This is a genomic window from Rhodococcus sp. BH5, assembly GCF_027583855.1.
GTDB lineage: Bacteria > Actinomycetota > Actinomycetes > Mycobacteriales > Mycobacteriaceae > Rhodococcus_F > Rhodococcus_F qingshengii.
Genome location: NZ_JAJHVW010000007.1, coordinates 95,818 through 108,036, shown reverse-complemented (window position 1 = coordinate 108,036; position 12,219 = coordinate 95,818). Strand labels below are relative to the sequence as shown.

General features: G+C 60.2%; 11 protein-coding genes. 4 read left to right on the top strand and 7 right to left on the bottom strand.

Annotation, left to right across the window (positions count from 1 at the left end; genetic code table 11):
• Positions 1–314: 314 nt before the first annotated feature.
• The 3 genes from RhoBH5_RS19005 to RhoBH5_RS18995 all read left to right on the top strand — a co-directional run bounded on the left by RhoBH5_RS19005 (position 315) and on the right by RhoBH5_RS18995 (position 3,838).
• Positions 315–1,784, top strand: coding sequence for a hypothetical protein (locus RhoBH5_RS19005; RefSeq protein WP_232508984.1), 1,470 nt, complete (start codon positions 315–317; stop codon positions 1,782–1,784).
• Entirely contained in the window at positions 1,778–3,250 is a 1,473-nt protein-coding gene (locus tag RhoBH5_RS19000; RefSeq protein ID WP_376137774.1) for a glycosyltransferase, read from the top strand. Before RhoBH5_RS19005 ends, RhoBH5_RS19000 begins: the two co-directional genes overlap by 7 nt.
• Before the next feature lie 261 nt (positions 3,251–3,511).
• On the top strand, positions 3,512–3,838 hold the full coding sequence (locus RhoBH5_RS18995) for a helix-turn-helix domain-containing protein (protein WP_228232489.1): 327 nt from the start codon (positions 3,512–3,514) through the stop codon (positions 3,836–3,838).
• On the opposite strand, the gene RhoBH5_RS18990 is transcribed toward RhoBH5_RS18995, so the two are convergent.
• From RhoBH5_RS18990 to RhoBH5_RS18975, 4 genes are all read right to left on the bottom strand, one after another.
• Positions 3,832–4,755, bottom strand: coding sequence for a UTP--glucose-1-phosphate uridylyltransferase (locus RhoBH5_RS18990; RefSeq protein WP_007726597.1), 924 nt, complete (start codon positions 4,753–4,755; stop codon positions 3,832–3,834). The genes RhoBH5_RS18995 and RhoBH5_RS18990 overlap by 7 nt on opposite strands.
• Positions 4,756–5,326: 571 nt before the next feature.
• Entirely contained in the window at positions 5,327–6,475 is a 1,149-nt protein-coding gene (locus RhoBH5_RS18985; protein WP_052027882.1) for a cellulase family glycosylhydrolase, read from the bottom strand.
• 46 nt (positions 6,476–6,521) lie between these two features.
• On the bottom strand, positions 6,522–8,255 hold the full coding sequence (locus RhoBH5_RS18980) for an ArnT family glycosyltransferase (RefSeq protein WP_212633946.1): 1,734 nt from the start codon (positions 8,253–8,255) through the stop codon (positions 6,522–6,524).
• Complete coding sequence (locus RhoBH5_RS18975) at positions 8,252–10,213, bottom strand: hypothetical protein (RefSeq protein WP_065352047.1); 1,962 nt, start codon at positions 10,211–10,213, stop codon at positions 8,252–8,254. Before RhoBH5_RS18975 ends, RhoBH5_RS18980 begins: the two co-directional genes overlap by 4 nt.
• A gap of 306 nt (positions 10,214–10,519) precedes the next feature.
• Between RhoBH5_RS18975 and RhoBH5_RS18970 the strand changes: the two genes are divergently transcribed.
• The gene (locus RhoBH5_RS18970; RefSeq protein ID WP_003943634.1) at positions 10,520–11,242 is read left to right on the top strand and encodes a hypothetical protein; all 723 of its coding nucleotides are present in this window, start codon (positions 10,520–10,522) and stop codon (positions 11,240–11,242) included.
• A gap of 33 nt (positions 11,243–11,275) precedes the next feature.
• Here RhoBH5_RS18970 and RhoBH5_RS18965 read toward each other — a convergent pair whose 3' ends face one another.
• From RhoBH5_RS18965 to RhoBH5_RS18955, 3 genes are all read right to left on the bottom strand, one after another.
• Positions 11,276–11,473 (bottom strand): CsbD family protein, encoded by a 198-nt coding sequence (locus tag RhoBH5_RS18965; RefSeq protein WP_007726588.1) that lies wholly within the window; start codon positions 11,471–11,473, stop codon positions 11,276–11,278.
• A 101-nt stretch (positions 11,474–11,574) separates the two neighbouring features.
• Positions 11,575–11,838: a GlsB/YeaQ/YmgE family stress response membrane protein gene (locus RhoBH5_RS18960; protein ID WP_042925709.1), complete on the bottom strand. Its 264-nt coding sequence runs from the start codon at positions 11,836–11,838 to the stop codon at positions 11,575–11,577.
• Positions 11,839–12,060: 222 nt separating this feature from the next.
• The gene (locus tag RhoBH5_RS18955) at positions 12,061–12,183 is read right to left on the bottom strand and encodes a hypothetical protein (protein ID WP_003943707.1); all 123 of its coding nucleotides are present in this window, start codon (positions 12,181–12,183) and stop codon (positions 12,061–12,063) included.
• Between the last annotated feature and the right edge of the window lie 36 nt (positions 12,184–12,219).

Below are 12,219 nucleotides of genomic sequence, written 5' to 3'. Positions count from 1 at the left end.
ATTCGCAAGTGAATTGCCCTTCGATATGGAGTAATTCGGCAGACCCGAAATCCCGCCATGCCATCCGGCCAACCCAGACCCGCACTGGGTACCGAAAAAAAGATTTCAAAATTCCCACTATGTGAGATGTGAGCATGTGAGACGTTCCGGCCGGACTGCTCGGGGACTGGCGCTTCGACGTGGCGAGGGCGATATGTCTCGATCAAGTAATGTCTGCATATGGCGCCGGACCGATGGCGATGGTCGGCAGTGCCCAGCGGTGCGCAGCCTCGAATCGCACGCAGATGTCGGGTAGTAAGCGAATGGAACTGGAAATGTTGAAGATTCGTGAGATCCGCTCCGAGTCCGGGATCATTCCTCGACTCGCAGTGCGGTGGTTGATGATCGCGCTCGCCACGATCTTTGCATTTTGGCCCACCTGGACCAAGCTTTGGCAGAGCACGGCCAGCGGAACTGCCATCGGCTACGTCTTCGCTCTACCGCTCTTGTGCCTGGTTGCAGCCGTCGGAACAGACTTGAGGCGCGGCCCGGAGCTTCCGATTCACGATCGTGAGACCGACAAGATAGTCGGCTGCATCGGTCTCTTCGTCGCGTTGGGACTTCAAGCGCTCCTGCTACCGCGTTTCGCCGAGACCTACGAACTGATGCATATCGACGTCATCGCAGCCTGGGTATTCGTCTGGAGCGCAGCGGTTCTGATGTTCGGCCTCCGTCCGGTCAATCGGTACTGGGCAATCTGGGTGGTCCCGATCATCTTGGCGCCGCTGCATTACCGCGCCATCGCGACCGAAATGGGCGGGACTCGTTTCGACTACAGCGTCCTCATGGTGCTTGTCGCGTCTGCCGCGACCACGATCGCCGTCAGTAGAACGTGGAGGCGAGGGGCGATCGCCTTCGTCGCCGCAACGGTGCTCGGTGTGGTGATTCTCTACTTCACGATTCAGAAGTATCCCACTGCTCCGCTTTTCGCCGTGCAGTTGTTTCCGGCACTCGGAACCGCAATCGTCGTCGGCGGCGCCTTCTATCTGTACGAACGCCGGGGTAAGTCGCTCAAACCGTTCGACCGACCACTCCGAAAGCCCTCGACAGCCACAAGCAACTGGACCATCCTCGCGGTGTTTGCCGCCGCAGTGCTGATGTTCTTCACGCCGCTGCCATCGACAAGTTTGACAGTCAACGTCGGTCCGCCCCCGGCTACTGCGGATCCTCGACTTGTCGTTCCACTGGGCTGGCATCAGATTGGAGCATCCGAATACGACTGGCCCCGTCGCTACTTCGGCAGCACCTCCGAGCTGAGTCGTCAGACCATTCGGGCCGACACTCCGAATCCCGCTTGGGACTCACAGATGCGGCCTCGCACGGTACAGATTGACGTCGTCCAGGTCCGTCGACCCTCCACGCTCGCCGTGTATCCCAGCAAGACCACCTACGACCTGGAGAACGCGAGAGTCAGCCCGACGGTCACGCTGGAGCTGCCGCACGGGATCGTCGCCGAGATGTACACGATCGTCGACGACGCTCTCCTTCTCACATGGAGCAATCTCAATTTCGTCTGGACGCGGGGCGACGGAGCCGCGCAACGAGTCAGCCTGATCAGCGTCGACAATCACGAACCCGACGCCTACTTCCCCGAACCGAAGCCGTCGATGGCGTCCAACGGTAGCAATACCCTCGCCGTTCTACTGCGTGGTGAAACCTCGACCGAAGACACCGAATCCGAGTACAAGGACCTGGACATGCTCGAAGCACTCGCTCGACTACTCGTGGAGGCTCAGACGTGGTGAACGAAAACCGAAGCCAGTCCAACAGTGTCGTGGTCAGCGGTGACCCGGATACAGCGGAGTACCACGAGGCCGCCCTGCACGATGCAGTGAACGGTCTACGCGAGCGCCATCCGATCTCATCCGCCTCCGTGGCCTTCTATCCGTGGCAGCGAAATACGTTGTTGGCAGGCTTTGCGCTGGTCGTCGTCAGCCTCGTGTTCTTCCTCGTCCCGACTCTCATCGCGCTGACATTGATCTGCACCATTGGATACATCTGGGCGATGGTCGACCGTCTGATCTTGTTCACGAGGGGTCTCGATGCGTCCTCGATCATGACGATCAGTGACGAAGAGGCACTTGCTCTTTCATACGACGACCTTCCCACCTATACCATTCTGGTCCCCGCATACAACGAGCCTGAAGTCGTCGGCGACCTCATCGCAGCCATGCGAGCGATCGAGTATCCGGCAGACAAGATGCAAGTCCTTCTCCTACTGGAGGAAGACGACGCCGTCACTATCGAAGCTGCACTTGCCGCCGGTGTGGACGAGGTCGTCAGCATTCTGAAGGTGCCCGCGGCCGATCCACGAACCAAACCGAAAGCATGCAACTACGGTCTGCATTTCTCTACGGGCGAGATCGTGACGATCTACGACGCCGAGGATTCCCCCGACCCACTCCAATTACGTCGAGTAGTCGCAACTTTCGCGAAACTTCCCGAGAACACTGCTTGTGTTCAGGCCAAACTTGCATTCCACAACGGAACTCAGAACCTGTTGACCGCGTGGTTCACCGCCGATTACGCGCTGTGGTTCAGCTTCATCCTTCCTGGATTGATGCGGAGCAATTCACCGATTCCTCTCGGCGGCACCTCGAATCACCTACGCCGTAGCGTCCTCGACGAGATCGGGGCGTGGGATCCTTTCAATGTCACTGAGGATGCGGACCTCGGCGTGCGGATTGCAGAGAGCGGATATCGCACCGCGGTCTTGAATTCCACCACGCTCGAAGAAGCCAACAGTGACACGATCAACTGGATCAGACAGCGCTCGCGTTGGTACAAGGGCTATTTGCAGACGTGGCTCGTCCACATGCGCCAACCCGTCAAATTATGGCGAGGATTGGGTCCGATCGGCTTTCTCCGATTCACGATTCTCATGGCCGGCACACCTTTGGTCGCCACTTTGAACATGGTGTTCTGGCTCATCAGTCTGGACTGGATTCTCGGACAACCTGAAGTGATCCACCAGGTCTTCCCCAACTATGTCTATTTCCCCGCGTTGATCTCTCTGGCATTCGGTAATGCCGCTGTTCTCTACATGAACCTCGTGGCGTGCCGAGAAACGCGAAACGCGATGCTCCTCCTCGCCTGTCTGACTGCTCCGTTGTATTGGGTGCTGATGAGCATCGCGGCGATCAAGGGGACCTACCAATTGATTCGCAACCCGTCCTACTGGGAAAAAACCTTCCACGGTCTGAACACGTGACAACGCAACCCTCACGTTCTACACAGGTGTGAGTTATGTCTACTGATCCGCCTCACCCACAATTTCACCCGATTTCGGGTTTCACCGGAAAACGCACAGCTAGATGGTTGCGGTAAACACACAATCCAGTCACAAAACTTAACTACCGGTACGCGAGAACTGCGGTGATTGGTTGCCGAATGATCACAGATCAGCCGTCGAGCGCCTTACGTGTCGAGACGGCGCTGGCTTACCGCGCAGCACTCAGGCACTATGACCGGTATGAGCGGTTTTTCGGAATGGGTGAAGCATCAACTGGAACTTCGCCAAGAAACTGACGTAGCCGATGCTGCGCGTGCGCTGGGAATACGCCCCTCCGAACTCGGTCGGTGGCTGTCCGCGAAACGCCCCCCCACGCAGGACACGATCAGAACTGCTTGCCGCGTCTTCGACGTCCACGTCCAGGAAATTCTTGTCGCGGCGGGCTACATGACACCTGACGAGTCGGGTCTGGACGACAAGCCGATTTCGCTGTCGTCGCTCAGCACGCAAGATCTCCTCGATGAGCTGGCGAGACGCTCCGCGTCGCATAGCCTTGCAAGTCAGTAGGTCAGCTGCGGATCCGGCTGATCCAATCGTTCCTTGAGCCAGACTCGCAACTCCGGTCCGTACTCGGTGCGACTGAGCGCATGGTCGAGAGATGCTCGCAGAAAGCCTCCCGGGTTACCAAGATCGTGGCGGGTTCCGTGATGGACGACGACGTGAACCGGATGCCCCTCCGCGATCAACAGCGCTATCGCATCCGTCAGTTGTAGTTCGCCACCCTGCCCGGGTGAGATTCGTCTGAGCGCGTCGAACACGGCGCGATCGAGAAGGTATCGTCCGGCCGCGGCGAGAGTGGACGGAGCATCCTCAGGAGCCGGCTTCTCGACCATGCCGATGACGGCAAGCACATCGGGATCGCTGCCCTCCACAGGTGTTTGGACGTCGAATACTCCGTAGGCCCCAACACGATCGGGCGCGACGTCGAACGCGCACAGCACAGAACCACCACGCTCGGCACGTACCTTCGCCATCGCGTCGAGAATGCCGCAGGGGTGGACCAGATCGTCGGGAAGCAGCACCGCGAACGAGTCCTCGTCCGCATCCAGCACCGATTCGACCAGACCGACAGCGTGTCCCAATCCCAGCGGAGACTCTTGCACAACCGGCTCCACCGAGATCAGGCCCGGAGCCCGACGCACACGTTCGAGTAGATGGTGCTTCCCGCTGGCGGCGAGCTTGCCCTCGAGCACCAGGTCCTCGACGAAATGCCCGACGACCGATGCCTTGCCCGGCGCAGTGACGATCACCAGACGTTCCGCGCCTGCTTGCGCCGCTTCGCTGGCGACCAGCTCGATCCCGGGTGTATCGACCACGGGGAGCAACTCTTTCGGAACCGTCTTGGTGGCCGGGAGGAAACGAGTCCCCATTCCGGCAGCCGGAACCACAGCAGTCTTGAAAGGCCGTTCAGCGCACCCAGTCATCGTTCACCTCTCCGCTCACGCGATGTTTCACACACTTACCGTTACGCGCATGCAGCGGTCGTCCCCTCATTTCGACGACCGAAGCTCACACCGCATGTACAGCCTGCGCACAAGGTCTACCGGGCGGCCGATGCCGCCGCAAGTTGACTCGAACTCGGAATTCGTTGCGCGCGAGAGCTACACACCACCCCTCGATGTCACTTCCACGAGGGGCGCGCCGCACTCCGCGCACTACCCGTTACCGCGGCGAACGGTTGTGATCGTATTTCGACGTTGACCACGGCGGGACGTAGCAACTGACCAAAGAGACAGGTACGACACAACTTCCGAACTCAGCGCCTCAACCGGACCGTCCCCAGCCGACCCGGACGTAGGTCCTGGAGGCGTCGCATCGATGGTCCCGTGCGACTTCACCAGCCTTCAAGTTCGGTTATCCACAGGTGAATGCCACTGAATACCATTGAATACGAACGAAATACGATCATCACGCCGCAACACCAGGTTCAGGTTGTTATCAAATCGTGACCATACTCCCACTGGGCGGAACTCCCAGTGGACTACTCGCAGTGTCCTAACTTGCCAGTGAAGCAATCACGTCGAAGAGTGGATCGTCAGGCCCGATATCCATCGTGCATTCGTTCGGCCGTGGATCCGGCACGAATGCCCACAGGAGAGCTCCGGCCGTACCGGCCACCTTCTGCCCCGTCAGCTTCGTCTCGATATTCGTGGCTCTGGTCGCCAGTGATTCACAACTGCCTGCCAATTCGCCTGTCTCGGCGACCAACAACGGCTTCCCGACGTTCGCGGCCTGTTCGATGCGACGCGCCAGTCCGTTCCACTGGTCGCCCGGAAGCGGAACCCCGTCTGCTCCGTAGTCGTGATACTGCAGAACGTCGACGAAGTCGGACTCGCTCACGTATTGGTAGTCGTCACCCGCAGTGCCGCACTGACCGCCCCCGACGTATCCGGCCGTGATCAGGATGTTCGGATCGATCGCCCGAAGTTCGGCGCCTGCCGTGTCGAAGAACTCCCGCAACACCTGCGCGGAATCAGACGGGCACGTTCTTGTCCACCAATTGCAGGCGGCATCGGTACACAGGCTCGGTTCCGGCTCCCCCACCAATTCCCACGCCGCGACGGAAGGCTCGTTCTTCCAACGGTCGACGGCGGTGTGCATCCAGTCCTGGAAGCTCATGGTGGCTCGACCTGGGATCAGGTTCGCGACCTTCCACTCGTCGGTGTACCAGTCCCTGGATTTGAACAGCCCGTCATCACACCCGCTGTCCTGGGGTGAGAGCACCGGAATCGTGAACTGATTGTGTCGCGCCGCAGCGTCGAACACCGCGTCCATCGGGCCGAAATCCATCTCCCCGGACACCTTGTTCACCGCGAGCGCCTGGAACGCGTTGAAACGCGTGACGGAGTTCGGTGGCAGAGAACCGAAGTAGGCATCGAGATCGACCATGGCGCCACAGCCGAAGTTCACCGACCAATCAGTGGCCAGTTGATAAGCATTCAGCCCGGTAGGCCACCATGGCTGTCCGTCGAGCGTCAGTCCGCTCGACGACACTCCCACCCGAACCGTCTTGGGCGAATCGGCAACCACCGGCGTCGTGAACATTCCTGTCACCACCGCGACGGTTGCAAAGCTGACTACAGCGGCAGCGATACGGCGACGCACTGTGCCAGGCACACGCGGACGCACTTCTTCAGAAGACATCTACAACCATCCACGTCATACGGACAATCCTCCCACACGAATTGCCTCATCGACCCGTTTGCCGTTCACCGGTGACGCGATACAAACGCCAGGCCGAAGGGTCCATGCCGCCGTCGTTGGGAACCTCGAGTACCAGCGCTCCCACACCGCCGGCCCCGGTGTCGTACATCGTCGGATAGCGCCGATTGACCGCGTCCGACACACCGCGACCGGTGTTCGGCACCGACAGGATGTATTCGACGTGATGTTCGGCGGGGTTGTTCAGTACGCGCACGAAGTCCGCATCGGAAGGCACGACGAATTGCCGAGGGTTGTTCGACGACGCCACGACGGCATAGCTCTGCACGGTGTCGAGCAGAACCGACCCCTCCGGCAGAGCCAAGTCGTCCAGGTACCTGGCGATGCGACGCTCGGCCGCAAACGTGCGCAGATTCGTCTGCTCCTCCAGGTTCTGCCGGCCCGGAATGATCGCACTGGCAATGGAATGCTCGAGCACTGCGATCCGCGCATTACCCATCGCGACAAACGTGACCAGCGTCGACCCGACCAGCAAGCACAGAGAGATCACAAGGGGCAGAGAGGGCCCCGACTGCTCGGGGTACGTCGATACCGAGCGTGACGCAGCAGCCCCCGGTCGACGCGTGACGACCGGCGCACCGCGAGGTGCGATCAGGACGACCAACACGAAACACAGCGGAATGATCGAAATGTAGAAGCGCAGAAGGGGAAACGTCGATCCCATCACGTAGAGCAAGGTTTGGGCACCGAGGATGGCGCCGAACAACACAAGAGGCACGACCACTTCGGTGTCGCGCCGCCGAAGTGCGTAGATGATTGCAAGGACCGCGAGCACCGGGAGCGCCGGGCCGAGTACGGCCATTTCGGTAATCGAGAACGCAAGACGGGCGATCGGTGAGTCGGTTCCGGCACCAGCCTGCTCCAGGATGGAACTGTTCCCGTAGACCGACGAGAACTGTTGGAACGCTTGACCTGTGATGAGCCAACTGGCAAACGACCACAAGGCGAAGGCAAGGAATCCCGGCATCAGCACTACGGCACCGTCGAGGGCTGCTGCCCAGAGCCGCAAGCCAGGCCCCGCGCCCTCGCCGCGCTCGTCAGCAGTCGGGCGGAAACGAAGCCAACTCACCACGGTCACCAGCACCACCGCGACGAACAGCGGGGCCAATGCGTCGTATCTGGTGAGGTACGCCAGAGCGAAAGCGAGGCCGGCACCGATGAGGTCGTGTACGTCGTCGCTTCGCATCCACCGAATCAACCGACGTGTCGCCCACAGAACGAAGAAGAGGAACGGAGCTTCGCTCATTCCGCTCGCCGCGTACATGACGATCATCGGGTTGACAGCGAACAGCACGGTCAGGACGACGGTGACCCATCGCGCACACCCACGGTCGCGGCTGATCCCACGTACCTGAATCACAGCACCAGCCATGAAGGCCGCGGACATCACGACCGCAGTGATGTTCCACCGCAGCAGATCCGGCCACCAATGACCCATCAGGCCCATCGGAATCTGGACTGCCGCCGTCAACGGGGTGAACACGAACCCGATCGCCGCGAAGTGCGGATCACGGCTGAGCAGCATCGCCGACACCGCGGCGACGCGGCTGAGCGAATCGGTGAAGATGAACCCGATACCCGCGTTCATCCACACGCCCAACGCGGTGTAGATCGCGAAGAGCGCGACGAACATCCGCCATGGCTTGCGGCCCGGTAGATCGTGGACCGCGACGGACAGGGCCGGGCGATCGGTGACGGTCACTGTCCGCGACGCCGAGCTACGAGCACACCACCGACGGCAACAGCGATCAGAACCACGGTCCCGAATCCGATCCAGCCGATCGTGACCGCGCTCAGTCCGGTCTCCTCTTCGGCCGAGGCCGCGGTGCCCAACGGGGCGACGTTGACTCCGACATCGAAGGGCTCACTTCCCCGAGGCGCGACCAGGAGATCGCCGGTCAGTTCTGCGAACCGGTCCTTCCCACTTTCCAACCAGTTGAGCAGACCGTCGGCATCGGCCGCATCACCCTCAGAGGTCAGCGCCACCACTTCGTTGTGCGAACCCGAAACCACCTGCAAGGCACCGTATTGTCCACCGAATTCAAGACCCTGCAAGCGCAGGAGCCCTTGATCTGCTGTGTCCATGGGTAGAGCCACCGGAGTGGGAAGCTTCCCGTCCGCCGCGATCAACAACGCCGGCAGCGAACTGGTCGCCGCGTCGCCGAAGGGGAGCACACGCGGTTGCAGCGGCAGATAGCTCAACCGCTGCATCGCGACAACGAGGCGCTGCGCGCGAACGAGATCTGCGAAATCACCGTGACTCAAACCGACATCGAGTGTGGGCAGCATCGACTGCGGTAATGCCTGGAATCCTCCAGGCGTCGGCGGGAATCCGGTAGTGGACGTGATGGTGCTTGCCGGATCGACAGTGAGCGAAGACGGGCTACTGGTGCCGCATTGGAAGTCGCCGGTCACATCCATCGAGACTTCGAAGGTCAGGTCGCGACGCAGGAGTTCGTTCGGAACATCGACGCCGATGTCGAAGCGCCCTGTCTCGTTCACCGTCTGCGAAGCAAGCCGTGAGTCCCCCAGCGAAATCGACAGTTCTCCGTTGCGTGAATTCGGCAGCGGTACATAGGAACCGATCATTCGGATCGACACGTCCTTCATCGGACGCCCCAGTTGCGACTGGCTGAACGGGACGTCGACCTCGATGTGATTGAGACCGGAAGCCGTCAACGTTCCGAGCTTCAGCTCACCGACGGTGATGGCGTCCTGGGAAATCTGGGCAACTGTGTTGTCCGGTGACGCGAGCGCCCTGCTCGCCGCCCAGTAGCCGTCGAAGTTCGCCGCCAACAGACTGACCTGAGGAACGAGGGTCTTGTCGTCCCCTGAAATTCGCAGCACTGGTGCACCATTCGGAGCAGCCGCGAGATCGATGCCGGCGTCCCCACTGTTGCCGAGTACTACAGCTCTCTCGAACAGTCCCGGCTCAGCGGACGGCAGACTCTGGCCGTTCGGCAGTTGTTCCACCACCACGGCGTCAGGCTGACTTCCGTACTTGTTGACAATCGCTGCACTCAGCTGCAGAGCCGCACTCTGCTGTGACCGTGACGAACCATCCGTGACGTAGATGGTTGCCTTCCTCAAAATCGGCGGAAAGAAGGTTGCAACAGTCGTGGGCTGCTGCTCGGCACCGTCGTAGGCGACAAAGGCATCCCGGAGCGCAAGGGGCTGGTATCTCGTTCGGTCGTAGCAGCGGTCGTCGACGGGAACGAGGTGAGCGATCATCGACACGGTCACGCTCCGGTCGACCACTTCGAGACCTTGCAACGGAACCGAAATCGGTAGGCCGGTTCCGGCCTGCCCGGCGTCGAAGTCGACGCGGCTCACCAATCTGCCGTCCGCAGTCACTTCGAGCCAACCCCTACTGAAGTCGGTCGGGGCGGTCAGGATTCCGGTCACGGCTGTTGCGGTGAGTCCGTCCGGCACCGGCACGGTCACCAAGACGGGTGCGTCATCAGAGGAGAACACGATGTCTGTTCCTCGTCCGAGTTCGGTGAAGGAGATCGGAGTTGTGGCTGCGGCGGCCACCGAAGTATCTGCGTCGTCCTCGAAATCCTGGGCGGAGGCGACACTGCCGAGCGGAAGCAACAAAGTGACCGCGACAGCCACCGGCATTGCCAGCGCGCGCGTCAGCCAGGTTCGAGAGTGGCCCATCAGCGTGTCTCCTCGACATTTCTTGTTTCCGCGCAATCACCAAACACAAATCACGAGTAGCAATCTCGCCAGTTCGCGACGGTCGCAGGTCCGATCGCACCGTTACGGACAAACAAACCATAACGACCAATTTATGCGTTTGGCTAATTATCCCGGCGGGCGAGACTTTTGTTACGGCATGTCACATGATTAGCAATCACCACCATTGGGAAGTCGAAAGACGCCACTGAAAAGCCCGTCAATACGCCTGAACGTCCGTCCAGTCCGGGCGCTTCACGGGCGGAGAATTCTCAGATAAAGGAAGCTGTGACGATCAATTCGATCATCCCCGCCGGCAAGAGTGCGATCGGGAAGCTGGTCGGTGCGCCGTTCCACTTCGCATCATCGCTGCGCATGGCCAGGGTTTTTCACCCTCACGGGATCGAACTGAAGGGAACATTGAAGCCGGCCACCCCATGGTGGCCGGTATCGGAGTCGTCGACGATTACCGTCACCGCTCGAATGTCGAAAGCCCTCGGAACACCCGGAGACCTACCCGACGTACTCGGCCTGGCGCTTCGGTTGCACGATGTCGGCGCAGATGAAAACCCGTGGGACATTCTTCTCGCAACATCAGGACTTTCTACCTTCTCGAAAATGTTTCCAGCTCCGGCTTTCTCGTGGAACGGCGCGAGATACAGCACACTGGTTCCTTACTCACGCGCGGGCGGTGCCGCGGCGTGGCTGATCGTGACACCGCGCGGTGTCCATCCGGCCGGCACTTCTTTGTCAGCATTGAAAGCTGCGGTCGATCATTCCCCGCTGCACTTCTCCGTGTACCTCGCGAGGATTCAACTTCAGTTGATACCGATCGGACATCTCTGCCTCGACGAAGTCGAGGACCACCCGGATTGCCTACAGCCGTCCTTCGATCCGATTCTGAACACACCGGCCCACATGCGCATGCTTCCGGAGTGGCTCGCAGAAACGCGCAAGTTCGCGTATCGCGGTAGCCGCAACGGCCGGGGAGGCACACAAAAGCGCGGTTGACCGGACATGCCGATCAACCGCGCTGAAGCTCACTCAGCTTGTGAACTTGTCCTTGATATCCGAGACCTTGTCACTGACAGTGTCTCCGGCCTTCTTGACCTTCGCCTCGCCCTGATCGGCAACACCCTCGGCAGCCAGATCATCGTTGCCCGTGGCGTTTCCGAACTTTTCCTTCGCCTCGCCGATGAGATCCTCAGCGCGGTGCTTTGCCTTGTCGATGAAGTCAGACATGTATTTCTCCTTCTTGAATTCGGTGTGGATTCGGTCGTGCGTTCGGCCGTGGAATTCGGTCGTGGATTCAGTCGAACTCGAACTGCGTGGACAAATGCGTGTCAGCGTTTTCCGGTGACTGCCTTGACCAGGAACAGCAAGATGACAGCGCCGAGGAGGCAAGTGAGGAAGCTGAAGATCCAGCCCGCGCCCTCGACATCGACGCCGAAGACTCGAAGCAGGAAACCACCGATCAGACCGCCGATGATACCGACAACGATGTTGAGGAAGATCCCCTGCTGCGCATCGGTTTTCATGATCTTACTGCCGATCCAACCCGCCAGTCCACCGATGATGATCCAGGCGATGATACCGAGAGGAAGCATTTGGACTCCTTAGAGTAAAGAGGGGCGGCGCAATGAGAGACTGCCGGTAAAGGGAGAGTTCCGAGCGATCGGCCCGCGCAACTAGACCGTGATCGCGGGTAGTGTTTGCACACAACCGGACTCTCCGCCGCACGACGCGGGGGATCGTGCACTCAGTAGCAGCCACATTGTCTGCTTACCTTTCTATCAGGTGTTCACGACAGAACCAAAATGACTGGCGATTCACCACATACGAGAAACGACACTCACCGACGCGCACATGATCAGCGTCACTACGATCGCGATCGCCATCGAAGTGACGGTCGCCAGGAGCACCGTGACGCACAGTGCCACAGCAACATCCATGACTCTGTGCACGATCGGGAGGTCTACCAATACCCG